The sequence below is a fragment of the Mesorhizobium sp. M0491 genome (assembly GCF_040321265.1).
GTDB lineage: Bacteria > Pseudomonadota > Alphaproteobacteria > Rhizobiales > Rhizobiaceae > Mesorhizobium.
Genome location: NZ_JAMYRE010000002.1, coordinates 326,861 through 340,736 on the forward strand (window position 1 = coordinate 326,861; position 13,876 = coordinate 340,736).

Below are 13,876 nucleotides of genomic sequence, written 5' to 3' on the forward strand. Positions count from 1 at the left end.
GGTGCGGATCGGTGGTCCGCGTCGGCTGTTTTGACAGGAGGAACTATTGGACTGGAACATGTGGGTTCGGCAAATTCATCGCTGGCTGTCGATCATCTTTACGCTGACCGTCATCGCCAACTTCGCCACCATGGCATTCGGGCAGCCTCCCGCCTGGGTGGTCTACTCGCCGCTCTTGCCGCTCCTCCTGCTGCTGTCCAGCGGTCTGTACATGTTCGTGCTGCCCTATGCCGCCAAGGGACGCGGCGCGCAGCGTGCGCGCGGATAGGAGTAGGCAGAATGGTCAAGACACAGGGTCAGTCGACCAAGGCCAAGGCTGCGCCAGTGCTGCTCTCGGGCGGCAACCCGCAAATCGCCAAGGGCGATGGTGACGCCCCGGTGCAGGCCTATATCGCTGCGATGCCGGGTTGGAAGCGCGGCCTGGGCGAACGCCTCGACGCGCTCATCGAGCGCAACGTGCCGGACGTCCGCAAAGCCGTGCGATGGAACTCGCCCTTCTACGGCATCGAAGGCCAGGGCTGGTTCGTGAGTTTCCATGTCTTCACCCACTATTTGAAGGTAACTTTCTTCAGTGGCATCTCATTGCAGCCGATCCCACCTGGCGGCACGGCCAAGAGCAAGGATGTGCGCTGGATCGACATCCGCGAAGACGATCAGTTCGATGAGGCGAGGATGGTGGAATGGATCAAGCAGGCCGCGGCCCTGCCCGGCTGGATCCCGTAATGACCGACTATGACAGAGGAAAATGAGCGATGAAGATCAAGCTGACCAGCGTGTATGTGGACAACCAGGAAAACGCACTGCGCTTCTACACCGACGTGCTGGGCTTCACCAAAAAGGCCGATTTCAGCAATGGGCCTTATCGCTGGCTGACCGTGGCCTCGGCCGAAGAGCCTGATGGGACCGAACTGCAGCTCGCGCTCAACGACAACCCGGCCGCCAAGGCCTATCAAGAAGCCATTTTCAAGCAGGGTCAGCCCGCGATCATGTTCTTCACCGACGACGTCAAGGGCGACTACGAGCGCATCAAGGCGAAGGGCGGCGCGTTCACCATGCCGCCGACCGAAGTGACCGGTTCGACCATCGTCCAGATGAACGACAGCTGCGGCAATCTCGTTCAGATCACCCAACTGACGCGCTGGTGACAGGCAGCGGTTGAACGTATCGAGGCACAGGAAGGCACCCAATGACCCCCTCGCAACAAATCGACCAATTGATCGCCGGCCTCTCGGACTGGCGCGGCGAGACGCTCGCCCGCATCCGCAAGACCATCCTTGCAGCCGACCCGGACATCGTCGAGGAGTGGAAGTGGATGGGCAGCCCGGTATGGTGTCTCGACGGCAACATCGTGGTCGGCAACGCCCACAAGGACAAGGTGAAGCTGACCTTTTCCCATGGCGCCAGCCTGCCGGACCCCGACAAGCTGTTCAACAACGGTTTCGGCGGCAAGGTGTGGCGGGCAATCGATATCCTTGAGGGCGATAGGCTCGATGAGCGTGCTTTGAAAGACCTCGTCCGCGCAGCGATCGATTACAACCAGGCCAAAAAGAAGAAGAAGGCGACTGCTGGGACGAAGCCACGGACGTAAGTCTAGGCCGCCTGCCCCGCCACCCAGCCCGATGACCATGCCCACTGGAAATTATAGCCGCCCAGCCAACCCGTGACATCGACGACTTCGCCGATGAAAAACAGGCCCGGCACGGATTTCGCCTGCATCGTCTTCTGGTCCAGCCCGTTGGTGTCGACTCCGCCCAGCGTCACTTCGGCGGTGCGGTAGCCCTCCGAGCCGGCAGGCTTGATGCGCCAGTCATTGACTGCGGCAGTTATGGTTTTCATCTGGGCGTCGGAAAGATCGGCAAGGTTGCCGTCGATCCCGGTGCGCTCGGCGATCGACTGCGCAAGCCGCTTCGGCAGATGATTTGCCAGCACCGTCTGTACCGCTTGCCGCCCATTGCTTCGCTTGGCCACCCGAATGAGGTCCGCCACGTCAACTCCCGGCAGCATGGCGATGCGGATTTCATCGCCCTCGCGCCAATAGGAAGAGATCTGCAGGATGGACGGTCCGCTGACGCCGCGATGCGTAAACAGCATCGCTTCGGAAAACCGCGTCTTGCCGCAGGCGACTTCCGCGTCGACGGCGTTGCCGGCCAGCGGCGCCAGCCGTTCGAGCGTGTTTGCGTCGAAGGTCAGCGGAACCAGCGCCGGCCGCGTTTCGACAACAGCAAGGCCGAACCGCTCGGCAAGCTCATAGCCGAAGCCGGTCGCCCCCATCTTGGGGATCGACTTGCCGCCGCAGGCCACGACCAGCGACTGGCAAGTGACCAAGCCTGTGGAGAGGGTGAGCGCAAACCCCTCCACGGTTTTGCGGACATCCTCAACGCTGGCCGAGAGCGCCAGCTCCACGCCCCTGCCCTGCATTTCCGAGACCAGCATGTCGATGATCTGGCGTGCGGAGCCATCGCAGAACAGCTGCCCAAGTGTCTTCTCGTGATAGGCAATGCGGTGGCGTTCGACGAGGGCGATGAAATCGCGCTGCGTGTAGCGGCTGAGCGCCGAAATGCAGAAATGCGGATTGCCCGACAGAAAATTCTTCGGGCTGGCATGGATGTTGGTGAAATTGCACCGGCCGCCGCCGGAGATGCGGATCTTTTCGCCAGGCATTGCCGCATGATCGAGGATCAGCACCGAACGGCCGCGCTTGGCCGCCTCCACGGCGCACATCATTCCAGCGGCACCCGCGCCGATGATCACGACATCATAGGATTGCATCAGGCTATTCGTTCCCGCTCGACCCACTCACATGGGGCCGCGCCACTTGTGCTGCCTGATACCGCGAACGGGACGGGCAGCCAACAGGCAAGAACAGCCGCGGAAGGCTTAGATCAGCGTCTCGGCGAACAACGTCGTCAGCCGCTTCCAGTGGCGTTCGGCGCCGGCGGCATTGAAAACGCTATGATCGGGTACGCACCAGCCATGCGCCATCCCGGCATAGTTCTCGATGACATGATCGACTTCAGCGACCCGCAGCGCTTCGGCCAGCCGCGCCGACTGTTCCGGCGGGAAACTCCTGTCGACGCCGGATGTGCCGACATAGACGCGCCCCTTGATTGAGGCTGCCTTGCGATGCGGGCTGTCGGCGGCGTCGCTGGCCAGATTGCCGCCATGGAAGCTTGCGGCCGCTTTTATCCGTTCGGGATAGGTTGCAGCCGCATTCAATGATCGACCGCCGCCCATGCAATAGCCGACGGTGCCGATCGGCCCGGTGATGCCCTCGGCAGCAAGCGCATCGAGGAACGCACCGCTGTCGCTGATGGTCATGTCCTGCGTCGTGCCGGTGACCAGCGCCATCAGCGGGATTTTGGTCTTTTCCTCGGCGAAGGCGGTCTTGGCGTCGAACGGCCCGTAGGGCGCATTGCGGTAGAATAGGTCGGGCACCAGTACCGCATAGCCTTCATTCGCCAGCCGGTTGGCCATACTGTCGAGCGCCGGCCGCGGACCGAAGGCGTCCTGATAGAGAATGACGCCGGCCTTGGCAGGAGATGCGTTTGCCGAGCGGAAAAGCCCAGCATTGGCAACACCATCCCTGGTCTTGATCTGAAGGTCGTGTTTCGTCATCGCCCGCTCCGTTCGACTGATGCGCGATACATATCCGCGCGAGGCCATACGGCAAGGCATTCCCCCGGGCATGGCAGTCAACATTTCGTGCAGGATTGCGTGACGCTATTGCTCGCCCTCGCGCACGGTCCGCGCGCCGACATGCAGCGCACGGCCGGCACCGAGCCCCATGATGGCTACGCCAAGCCCGAGCGCGACGAACAGGAACGCCGTCCCCGAAAAACTGCCGGTCCAATCGCGGATCAGGCCCACCAGCAGCGGGCCGAATGCCGCCAGTACATAACCGACGCCTTGCGCCATGCCTGAAAGATGCGCGGCGACATGCGAATCCGGCGAACGCAGCACGATCAAGCTCATGGCAGCCGCGATCAGGCCACCCTGCCCGATGCCTTGCAGGACCGCCCAGAACAGCACCGTCGACGTCGGCGCAAAGAGAATGCCGAGCAGCGCGATCACCGCTATGGCAACGAGCGCCACATTGATGCCGCGCTGGTCCTTCAGCCGCATCGCAAAGGATGGCACGGCGAGGCACGTGATGACCTGCGCCATCACCGACACCGAAACCATCGCGCCGGCGGTGGCCGCGTCAAAGCCGCGCTCGCGCAGGATCGGCGCCAGCCAGCCGAAGATGCAATAGGCAAGTGCCGACTGCAGCCCCATGAACAGCGTCACCTGCCAAGCCAGGCGATCGCGCCAAAGCCCGACGACGTGAAAGCCGCGATGACTGACCTGCCGACGGCTGCCCAGCGCCTGCGGGATCCAGATCAGCAGCACGACCAGCGTCGGCACCGCCCAGGCAGCGAGCGCTCCCGACCATGAACCGGTGACAAAATGCTCGATCGGCAGCGTGAAGCCGGCAGCGGCAGCCGAGCCGGCGCAGAGCGCCATGGTGTAGAACCCGGTCATGATAGCGGCCCTGTCGGCGAAATCGCGCTTCACCAGGCCCGGCAGCAGCACATTGCCGATGGCAATCGCGCCACCGGCCAGGAATGTGGCGACAAACAGCAGGGGAACCGTACCGAACCAGCGCAGGCCGGTTCCCAGCACCAGCAAGGCGAGCGCCCCGAGCAAAGTGCGCTCGGCTCCATAGCGCTGCGCAAGCCTTGGCGCGAAGGGCGCGAACAGGCCGAGGCACAGGACGGGCAGCGTCGTCAGCAGGCTGGCGCCCGTCGTCGAAAGACCGGTTGCCTGCATCACCTCGGGCAACAGCACCGACAGGCTGGAAAACAGCGGCCTCAAGCTGAAGGCGATCAGCACAAGGCTTGCGCCAAGCATGATGCGCGCCGCACGGCTGCGCAGTTCAGGCGGCTGCGGCATGGGCAGGCTGTCGGCCTCGGCATCGACGAGTTCCAGACCCTCGACCTCGGCCTTCGGATCAGGCTGACGAAAACTCTGGTTCATTGCGAAAGCAGTCTTTCAAGTTGGGCAAGCACCGGCGCCATGAAGGCTCGGACGGCGGCAACGGCGCGCTCGGGATCGCTCGCGGCAATGGCGTCGACGATTGCCGCATGCGCCTGGTGGTCCGGTTCGGGCAGATCGCCGTCGATGGTGGCATGGATGGTCTCGGTGATGGCGGCGGTGAAGAAGTCATAAAGCTCCATCATCGCCCTGTTGCCGGACGCCGCGACGACGGATTTGTGGAAAGCAAGATCGCGCCGGATGAAGGCTTCGCTTCCGCCGTCGGCGACGGTGCCGCGCGCGGCAAGCAATTGCCGCATCCGCTCGAGGTCGGCTGGCGTGTGACGCAAGGCGGCGAGCCTCGCGGCCTCGAGGTCCAGCGCCGCCCGCGCCTCCCACTGATCGCGCAAGCCGCTGCGTTTGACCCGGTCAAGCGCGGCAGAAGTATCGACGGCGGAGCGCACATAGGTGCCCGAGCCCTGACGCGTATTCAGCAACCCCTGCGAGACCAGCACCCGCACCGCCTCGCGGACGGTGCCCCGACTGACCGACAGAAGGTCGGTCAGAGCTGCCTCGTTGGGGATACGCTCGCCGACACCCCAGCGGCCGCTGACGATTTCAGCCCGCAGGCTCTCGGTAGCGCTGTCGGTGAGATTGGTTCGGATAGCAGGTTGCATCGGCCTATTCATCAAGTCATCAGATGACTTGTGAATAGGCTTGGTTCTAACTGCCGTCAAGATGCTCGAAGCGAACGAGCACCACGCAATGGGAATGGATCAGTTGGTGGCGCGTGCGAAGCTCGCCATGTGGTAGGCCTGAACCTCCGGCGGATAGCGATACTCCGTGCCATAGGGGCACGCATTGCGATCAAGGCAGCCGCCGCTGCGGCAAGGCGAGCCGCCGGCTCCACGCACATGCGCCAGGCAGGATTGATAAGCAAATCCTTGCGCGGAATAGGCGTCGGCCGGACAAGATTTCAGGCAAGGTTTCTCGACGCAGCTATCGCAAAGGTGAGGCGCCGTTTCGCCGGCTTGAATCGGAAGCTCGTCCTCGAACAGCAGCGCACCGCGATAGGCATGCCATAGCCCGTATTGCGGATGCATGAGGATGCCGAGCGGCGACGGCTTCAGTCCCTCCGCCCGCATCGCCCATTGCTGAAACGGCAGATAAGGTCTGTCGGAAGGGGAAACGGCTCGCGCCCCGAATGCCTCGGCCACGGCTCCGATCACTTCGCGCGACCACGTGTCGAGCGGATTGGCGATGGTCTGCGATTGCTTGTCGATCCAGCGCAGGAAATGCGGCCAAGGCGCTGCACCCGCCTGCCCGACCAGCAGGACGGATTTGACGGGAGCACCTGAGAGGTCGGCAAACGGGGTTTCGCTCGCTCCGCACTTGAAGCCGCCGCGCAGGATGAGGCCATGGGCCGAAAGCACGGTCGCGATGTCCTCAACCCGGCGCCCCGCGGCAATCATTCCTTCTTGACCGGATCGGAGAACGCGCTCCGCCAGACTTCCTTGTGGATGATGTTGGCGACTTTAGCCCCGCCTGACTCGGGCTCCTTTCAAGTGAAGGCGTCGGGCATCGACCCCTTCTTCTTGGCGATGAAGTCCTGCAACGCTTCGTCGATGCTCGGATCGAGATACGGCGCCTCGTAGCTCTCCAGCCAGCGGCGGGCGAGTTCGTTGGCACGTTGGGGCGCGGTCTTCTCGCCTTCGGCCAGCCACTGCTCGTAGGAATTGTTGTCGGCGATGTTGGAGCGGTAGAAGGCGGTCTGGAAATTGGCCTGGGTGTGGTCGCAGCCGAGATAGTGGCTGCCGGGGCCGACCTGGCGGATGGCGTCCATCGCCTGGCCGTTTTCCGACAGGTCGACGCCCTCTGAGAATTTCTGCGTCATGCCGAGCTGATCGATGTCCATCATGAATTTCTCGTAGCAGGACGCCAACCCGCCCTCGAGCCAGCCGGCCGAATGCAGCACGAAATTGGTGCCGGCCAGGATGGTCGAGTTCAGCGTGTTGGCGCTCTCATAGGCGGCCTGCGCATCCGGAACCTTGGACGCGCAGAGCGAACCGCCGGTGCGGAACGGCAGGCCCAGCCGACGCGCCAGCTGCGCGGCGCCATAAGACACCAGCGACGGCTCCGGCGTGCCGAAGGTCGGCGCTCCCGACTGCATCGAAATCGACGAGGCGAAGGTGCCGAACAGCACCGGCGCGCCGGGACGGATCAGCTGCGTGAACGAGGCGCCGGCCAGCACTTCGGCCAGGACCTGCGTCAGCGTGCCGGCCACCGTCACCGGGCTCATCGCGCCGGCAAGGATGAACGGCGTGACGATGCAGGCCTGGTTGTGGCGCGCATAGACTTTCAGCGCGCCGAGCATGGTCTCGTCGAACACCATCGGCGAGTTGGCGTTGATCAGGCTGGTCAGCACCGTGTTGTTCTCGACGAAATCGTCGCCGAACACGATCTTGGCCATGGCGACGGTGTCTTCGGCGCGTTCCGGCGCGGTCACCGAGCCCATGAACGGCTTGTCGGAATATTTGATGTGGCTGTAGATCATGTCGAGGTGGCGCTTGTTGACCGGCACGTCGACTGGCTCGCACACCGTGCCGCCCGAATGGTGGATCGACGGCGCCATATAGGCGAGCTTCACGAAATTCTGGAAATCCTCGATCGTCGCATAACGCCTGACGCCATCGAGGTCACGCACGAAGGGCGGACCGTAGACTGGCGCAAAGACGGTGGCATTGCCGCCGATCTGCACCGAACGCTCGGAATTGCGCGCATGCTGAGTGTAGACGGACGGCGCGGTCTTGAGCAGCGAACGGCACAGCCCCTTCGGAAAGTGCACGCGCTCGCCCTTGACGTCGGCACCGGCCTCTTTCCAGAGTTGCAGCGCTTCGGCGTCATCGCGAAAAATGATGCCGATCTCTTCGAGCACCGTGTCGGTGTTCTTTTCGATAATCGCCAGGCCTTCCTCGTCCAGCACCTCGTAAACGTTGATCTTGCGTTTGATGTAGGTGAGCTGCGTACCCGGGCCACCGCCCGAACGTGCTGCCCGCCGGGCTGCAGCCCCGCCGCTGGCGCCACGCCCACGTCGCGCGTTTGACGCTTCCTGATCGACTGCCGCGTGTTCGCTCATGGTGGTTCTTCCCTGAATCTGTTCTTGTCTGGAATCCATAGCGGCTGCATCTCGCCGCTTCTTGCCAGATCGTAGCCATGCACCCTATTCGAAACGGCCCGCCAGCGCCAACGCCTGTCGCAAAATCGACAAGAATTCCAAGAGAGTTACGGTCGCTTTCCTTTTGCGGGAAGTCGCAAATCAGCTATGGATACATGCCCTCAGCGGGTTAGGTATGAACGCGAAGATGTGTGCCTTGCGACATGGTCGCGATGCCGGCAGGAGCTCGATACAAATGTCCGACGACGAGATCATCCTTTCCGAACTTTCCGACGACGAGTTGGTGCAGCAGATGCACGACGATCTCTATGACGGGCTGAAGGAAGAGATCGAGGAAGGCACCAACATCCTGCTCGAGCGCGGCTGGGTGCCCTACAAGGTGCTGACTGAAGCGCTGGTCGAAGGCATGCGCATCGTCGGCGAGGATTTTCGCGACGGCATCCTGTTCGTTCCCGAAGTGCTGCTTTCGGCCAACGCGATGAAGGCCGGCATGTTCATCCTGCGTCCGCTGCTCGCCGCCACTGGCGCGCCGAAGCAGGGCAAGATGGTCATCGGCACCGTCAAGGGCGACATCCACGACATCGGCAAGAATCTCGTCGGCATGATGATGGAAGGTGCTGGCTTCGACGTCATCGATCTCGGCATCAACAATGCGGTCGAGAAATATCTCGATGCGATCGAACAGCACCAGCCGGACATCATCGGCATGTCGGCACTGCTGACCACGACCATGCCTTACATGAAGGTCGTCATCGATACGATGAAGGAAAAGGGCATCCGCGACGATTATGTCGTGCTGGTCGGCGGCGCGCCGCTGAACGAGGAGTTTGGCAAGGCCGTCGGCGCCGATGCCTATTGCCGCGATGCGGCGGTGGCGGTCGAGACCGCCAAGGACTACATGAAGCGCAAGCACAATGTGCGCGCTTCGGCCTGATTGGCCAATTCGACATGGACAATAGGAAGCCGCGCCTTGCAGCGCGGCTTTTTTGTTCCCAGATGGTGGAGAAGGCCGCGCGGATCAGGGCTTGGTGACGGTGTCCTCGACCGCCTTGGCAGTCGATTTGACATCCCTGCCGACACCACGGACGGTGTTCGCGCAAGCCGCAAGGGCCAAGGCGCAGGCCAGGATGGCAATCGGCGTGATGCGTAGCAGTTTCATGGACGGTGTCTCCCTCAATAGATAATTAGCGCCACAACAACGAAGGCCGCTCGACTGGTTCCATGGCCAAGACGCAAAAAACGAAACCGAATCAAGACGACAGGCTGCTCGTCATCGCCTGCGGGATGATTGCGCGTGAAGTTCTGGCCGTCAAGGAACAGCTCGGACTGGATCACCTCGACCTGACCTGCCTGCCGGCGGAATTCCATTTCTACCCGGACCGCATCGCTCCGGCCATGGACAAGGCAATCGAAAAGGCCAAGGCCGAAGGCTACAGCAACATCTTCGTCGGCTATGCCGATTGCGGCACCGGCGGCCTGCTCGACAGGGTCTGCGAGAAGCACGGTGTCGAGCGCATGGCCGGCCCGCACTGCTTTGCCTTCTATCAAGGCATGGAGGCCTATGCGAAAATCGCCGACGACGACATGATGTCCTTCTACATGACCGACTTCCTCTGCCGGCAGTTCGACGCCTTCTTCATGAAGCCGCTCGGCCTCGACAAGCACCCGGAACTGATCAAGGACTATTTCGGCAACTATGAGAAGCTGATCTATCTCGCACAGACTAACGATCCGGAACTCGACAAGGTCGCCGAAAAGGCCGCCAAAATGCTTGGTCTCGTCTATGAACGCCGCGCAACCGGCTACGGCGACCTGACGGCCGGAATGGCGCTGGCGGCTGCACACGCCTGAAGCAATTCTTGACCCGCTATGCTCCAACCCTGGATGACAGGCCATCGAGAACGGGTAAGTTGTGCGCCACAAGGCAACAGGCCCTCCAGCCATTCGAACGTGGAAACGCACGATGACCCCTCACCTCTTGATAGCCGTACTCGGTCTCCTCTGTTTCGCCCTGCCCGCTCATGCCGACGGCGAGGTGCAGAAACTCATCACCCCAGCCGACAAGGCACGGCTCGACAAATATGGCGAGACCCGCAAGGCAGCGCTCGCCGAGGCGAAGGCGGGCGACCCGGCCGAGGTCAAGCAACTCGACACCTTGCTGGCAAAACCGCTGGTGGCCTTCTCCGACAAGGACCTGACCGGCAGCTGGCGGTGCCGCACCATCAAGGCCGGCGGGCCTTTGCCGCTCGTCATCTATGGCTGGTTCAAGTGCAAGGTGACCGACGACGGTTCCGGCTGGCGGCTGGAAAAGATCAGCGGTTCGCAGCGCACCAAGGGCCGCTTCTTCGACGATGGCGAGAAACGCGCGATCTATCTCGGCTCCTTCTATGTCAAGGATGATCCGGCAAAGCCCTATGGAAGCGGCCCGCAAACCGACCAGGTCGGCTACGCCTTCCGCAACAGCGCCAAGGAATGGCGTATCGAATTTCCGGCGCCCTACTACGAATCGAAGCTCGATATCATCGAATTCAAGCGCTGACTGTGTATCGAAGGCTGATCACCAAGGATTAACCCGGACGCCCTAGCATCCCAACCATTATCAAGAACGGGTTGCTTGGAGGGGGCAATATCCATGGCAGCATCAGAATCCAGCACGCGGATCGTGGTCGTCACCGGCGGCGGCCAGCATGTCTGGGCTATGATCAATGCAATCGCCGATCGCGTTGGTCCTGTCAGCGTCGTCCTCGAAACCCCTGAATCCAAAAAGCAATTGCTGCGTGGCCGGGCTCGCCGCCAAGGCTGGATCTCCGCCATGGGCCAGCTTGGCACGATGGTGCTGAGCAGGTTGGGCAAGCGATTCCTGGCCGGCCATAGCGCGCGATTGATTGCCGAGGAGAAGCTGGAGGTTGAGCCGCGACCAGGCCAGGAGATCATCCAAGTATCCTCGGCCAATGGGCTTGAGTGCCTGCAGGTAATCCAGAAGATCCGGCCAGGCGTTGTGCTGCTCAACGGTTGCCGACTAATCTCGGCGGAGATGCTGAGCAAAATGCCCTGCCCGGTGCTCAATTACCATGCGGGCATCACGCCGAAATATCGCGGCATGAATGGCGGCTATTGGGCTCTGGTATCAGGCGATGCGCAGAATTTCGGCACGACTGTCCACCTCGTCGACGCTGGCGTCGACACCGGTGGCGTGCTGAAGCAGGCGCGCGGACGATCGAAAAAGGGCGACACCATCTCAAGTCACGCGCTACGCCAGACGGCGTTCTCGCGCGACATCTGCGTCGAGGCCGTCAGCGATGCACTGGCTGGAAAACTCACGACGATCGATCCCGGCCTGCCTTCGAAGCTGTGGTATCATCCGACGATCTGGTTCTACGTCTGGACGGGCCTCAGAACCGGCATCTGGTAGCGAGTTCCTCGCCCGTATCCGCATGCCGCACGCTGGCTCTTCCGGCGCGTCGAACCTGCCGCCAGCACACGCCGCAAACGAATAAACCCACCTTTCATTTTACGACATCCAAATGCGTCGCTTTTGAATGCGCGCGCGTCGTCCCATAACAAGCGGCCCCACTGCGCTTCCGGCAATGCTCGCAGATCGAGGAGTGAGAATTCATGGCCGATCTGATCGTCGTCTACTGGCGCGACATCCCAGCCCAAATCATCGTCAAGAAGGGCCGGCAGAACGCCAAGCGCGAACTGCCGCTGCGCTTCACCGAGGCGATCGACATGTGCGCGATGCGCACTGGCGCCGGCGGCACCGACGATTATCTGGCCGAATGGCGCAAGGCCGATCCCGTCCCGGTCGGCGATGACCTCGAAGCCGAGGTCGAGAAGGCATTCAACGATATCGACACGAAATACGACCGCGAGCGGCTGGTCGCCCTGGTCAAGGCAGGCGGCAAAGAAAATGTCTGAAACCATTCCTGCCAAGGATGGCCAAAGGGTTGTCCAGCCGGTTACCCAAGCCACTCTGGTCAAGAAGGCAGCGCCGAAATCCGACTACAAGCCGGCCGACGTGTCGCCGCAGCGGCGCGTGCAGCGTTCCTTTGCGGTTCGGCTGTGGTCGATCAGGCATTCGCGTCTGCTCGAATGGTTCTACGCCAAATTCGCCGACATGTTTCTGCTCCTCCATCCCCTCTGGAAGGGCATAGGCTACGGCCGCGTCGAAGGGCCGATCAAATTCGTCGAGAAGCGCGTCAAGGGCTTCATGTTCGACTGCCGCATGTGCGGCCAGTGCATCTTGTCCTCGACCGGCATGTCGTGCCCGATGAACTGCCCCAAGCAATTGCGCAACGGCCCTTGCGGCGGCGTCCGCGCCAACGGCAATTGCGAGGTCGAGCCCGATATGCCCTGCGTCTGGGTCAAGGCCTGGGAAGGCTCGCAAAACATGGTGCACGGCGACAGGATCCTGACCGTGCAGAAGCCGGTCGACCAGTCGCTGCGCGAAACCTCGGCCTGGCTGCGGGTGACCGCGCAGGCGGCCACCGCGCGCGAAGCGGCCGCTGCCGCCAAGAATGAGACGGCCAACACCGGGGCGTCGGCATGATCGGCCGCCAGCGCGACGAGAACCCGGCTGGCATCCACCTGCCGCTTGAGCCCTTGCCCGGCCACACCTCGCGCGGCCGGCTGGAGCGCGTGCTTAGGCGCGGCGAATTCGCGGTGACGACCGAACTCAACCCACCCGACAGCGCCGATCCCGAAGACGTCTATAACAGGGCGAAGATTTTCGATGGCTGGGTCGACGCCATCAACGCCGTCGACGCATCGGGCGCCAATTGCCACATGTCGTCGGTCGGTATCTGTGCGCTTTTGACCCGCATGGGCTATGCGCCGATCATGCAGATCGCCTGCCGCGACAAGAATCGGATCGCCATCCAGGGCGACGTGCTGGGTGGTGCCGCCATGGGCGTGGCCAACATGCTGTGCCTGACCGGCGACGGCGTGCAGGCCGGCGACCAGCCCGGCGCCAAGCCGGTGTTCGACCTCGACTGCATGTCGCTGTTGGAAACCTGCCGTATCATGCGCGACAATGGCAAGTTCCTGTCCGGCCGCAAGCTGACGACGCCGCCGCAGCTTTTCCTGGGTGCTGCGATCAACCCGTTCGCGCCGCCGATCGATTTCCGGCCGCATCGCCTGGGCAAGAAGATCGCCGCCGGCGCGCAATTCGTACAGAGCCAATATTGCTTCGACGTGCCGATGTTCCGCACCTACATGCAAAAGGTGCGCGACCTCGGCTACACCGAAAAATGCTTCATCCTGGTTGGCGTCGGCCCGCTCGCCTCGGCCAAGACGGCCAAATGGATCCGCTCGAACGTGCCGGGCATCCATATTCCCGATTCAGTCATCAAGCGGCTGGAAGGCGCCCAGGACCAGAAGAAGGAAGGCAAGCAGCTCTGCATCGACATCATCAATGAGGTGAAGGAAATATCAGGCGTTTCCGGCGTTCACGTAATGGCCTACCGGCAGGAGGAATATGTCGCCGAGATCGTCGATGAATCGGGCGTTCTGAGGGGCCGCCAGCCGTGGAAACGTGAGATCCGTCGCGACGACCAGATGGTCGCCGACCGGCTCGACAGCATCTTGCACGACGACATTACCGAAACGCAGGTGGACATGGTGAAGACCGCGCACTGATGTATGTCGCCCAAAAGTGGGAACCGGTTTTGGGACAACGACATACTTTAA

The 13,876-nt window shown here is 62.3% G+C and carries 18 protein-coding genes; 11 read left to right on the forward strand and 7 right to left on the reverse strand.

Annotated features, from left to right (window positions below):
• Nucleotides 1-46 precede the first annotated feature (46 nt).
• The 4 genes from NKI69_RS03570 to NKI69_RS03585 are packed head-to-tail and all read left to right on the forward strand — an operon-like array spanning nt 47 to nt 1,588.
• The gene (locus tag NKI69_RS03570) at nt 47-268 is read left to right on the forward strand and encodes a hypothetical protein (RefSeq protein WP_128303958.1); all 222 of its coding nucleotides are present in this window, start codon (nt 47-49) and stop codon (nt 266-268) included.
• A gap of 11 nt (nt 269-279) precedes the next feature.
• Nucleotides 280-723 (forward strand): DUF1801 domain-containing protein, encoded by a 444-nt coding sequence (locus NKI69_RS03575; RefSeq protein WP_128303957.1) that lies wholly within the window; start codon nt 280-282, stop codon nt 721-723.
• Between the two features lie 29 nt (nt 724-752).
• Nucleotides 753-1,145, forward strand: coding sequence for a VOC family protein (locus tag NKI69_RS03580; RefSeq protein WP_128303956.1), 393 nt, complete (start codon nt 753-755; stop codon nt 1,143-1,145).
• 41 nt (nt 1,146-1,186) lie between these two features.
• On the forward strand, nt 1,187-1,588 hold the full coding sequence (locus tag NKI69_RS03585; RefSeq protein ID WP_128303955.1) for a DUF1801 domain-containing protein: 402 nt from the start codon (nt 1,187-1,189) through the stop codon (nt 1,586-1,588).
• 2 nt (nt 1,589-1,590) lie between these two features.
• On the opposite strand, the gene NKI69_RS03590 is transcribed toward NKI69_RS03585, so the two are convergent.
• The 6 genes from NKI69_RS03590 to NKI69_RS03615 form a co-directional block, all read right to left on the reverse strand.
• A complete protein-coding gene (locus tag NKI69_RS03590) occupies nt 1,591-2,769 on the reverse strand; it encodes a BaiN/RdsA family NAD(P)/FAD-dependent oxidoreductase (RefSeq protein WP_352552477.1) in 1,179 nt (392 codons plus the stop codon).
• Between the two features lie 108 nt (nt 2,770-2,877).
• Nucleotides 2,878-3,615 (reverse strand): dienelactone hydrolase family protein, encoded by a 738-nt coding sequence (locus NKI69_RS03595; protein WP_128303953.1) that lies wholly within the window; start codon nt 3,613-3,615, stop codon nt 2,878-2,880.
• Nucleotides 3,616-3,720: 105 nt separating this feature from the next.
• Nucleotides 3,721-5,016, reverse strand: a complete 1,296-nt coding sequence (locus NKI69_RS03600; protein WP_352552480.1) for a CynX/NimT family MFS transporter — start codon at nt 5,014-5,016, stop codon at nt 3,721-3,723.
• A complete protein-coding gene (locus NKI69_RS03605; protein ID WP_128304376.1) occupies nt 5,013-5,690 on the reverse strand; it encodes a FadR/GntR family transcriptional regulator in 678 nt (225 codons plus the stop codon). Before NKI69_RS03605 ends, NKI69_RS03600 begins: the two co-directional genes overlap by 4 nt.
• Nucleotides 5,691-5,789: 99 nt before the next feature.
• On the reverse strand, nt 5,790-6,485 hold the full coding sequence (locus NKI69_RS03610; protein WP_128304377.1) for a 4Fe-4S dicluster domain-containing protein: 696 nt from the start codon (nt 6,483-6,485) through the stop codon (nt 5,790-5,792).
• Between the two features lie 89 nt (nt 6,486-6,574).
• Nucleotides 6,575-8,149, reverse strand: a complete 1,575-nt coding sequence (locus NKI69_RS03615; protein ID WP_128304378.1) for a trimethylamine methyltransferase family protein — start codon at nt 8,147-8,149, stop codon at nt 6,575-6,577.
• A gap of 274 nt (nt 8,150-8,423) precedes the next feature.
• Here NKI69_RS03615 and NKI69_RS03620 point away from each other — a divergent pair, with 274 nt between their 5' ends.
• Nucleotides 8,424-9,122: a cobalamin B12-binding domain-containing protein gene (locus tag NKI69_RS03620; RefSeq protein ID WP_126069400.1), complete on the forward strand. Its 699-nt coding sequence runs from the start codon at nt 8,424-8,426 to the stop codon at nt 9,120-9,122.
• Between the two features lie 84 nt (nt 9,123-9,206).
• Here NKI69_RS03620 and NKI69_RS03625 read toward each other — a convergent pair whose 3' ends face one another.
• Nucleotides 9,207-9,347, reverse strand: coding sequence for an entericidin A/B family lipoprotein (locus NKI69_RS03625; protein ID WP_013531174.1), 141 nt, complete (start codon nt 9,345-9,347; stop codon nt 9,207-9,209).
• 62 nt (nt 9,348-9,409) lie between these two features.
• Between NKI69_RS03625 and NKI69_RS03630 the strand changes: the two genes are divergently transcribed.
• From NKI69_RS03630 to NKI69_RS03655, 6 genes are all read left to right on the forward strand, one after another.
• Nucleotides 9,410-10,039: a DUF1638 domain-containing protein gene (locus NKI69_RS03630; protein ID WP_128304379.1), complete on the forward strand. Its 630-nt coding sequence runs from the start codon at nt 9,410-9,412 to the stop codon at nt 10,037-10,039.
• A 112-nt stretch (nt 10,040-10,151) separates the two neighbouring features.
• Nucleotides 10,152-10,727 carry a DUF4893 domain-containing protein gene (locus NKI69_RS03635; RefSeq protein ID WP_128304380.1) on the forward strand — a complete coding sequence of 192 codons (576 nt, stop codon included), beginning with the start codon at nt 10,152-10,154 and terminating at the stop codon, nt 10,725-10,727.
• Between the two features lie 93 nt (nt 10,728-10,820).
• Complete coding sequence (locus NKI69_RS03640) at nt 10,821-11,600, forward strand: formyl transferase (protein ID WP_128304381.1); 780 nt, start codon at nt 10,821-10,823, stop codon at nt 11,598-11,600.
• Between the two features lie 203 nt (nt 11,601-11,803).
• Complete coding sequence (locus NKI69_RS03645; protein WP_023812316.1) at nt 11,804-12,106, forward strand: virulence factor; 303 nt, start codon at nt 11,804-11,806, stop codon at nt 12,104-12,106.
• Nucleotides 12,099-12,737: a methylenetetrahydrofolate reductase C-terminal domain-containing protein gene (locus NKI69_RS03650; RefSeq protein ID WP_128304382.1), complete on the forward strand. Its 639-nt coding sequence runs from the start codon at nt 12,099-12,101 to the stop codon at nt 12,735-12,737. Before NKI69_RS03645 ends, NKI69_RS03650 begins: the two co-directional genes overlap by 8 nt.
• Complete coding sequence (locus NKI69_RS03655) at nt 12,734-13,825, forward strand: methylenetetrahydrofolate reductase (RefSeq protein ID WP_128304383.1); 1,092 nt, start codon at nt 12,734-12,736, stop codon at nt 13,823-13,825. The genes NKI69_RS03650 and NKI69_RS03655 overlap by 4 nt, the downstream gene beginning before the upstream one ends.
• Nucleotides 13,826-13,876 lie beyond the last annotated feature (51 nt).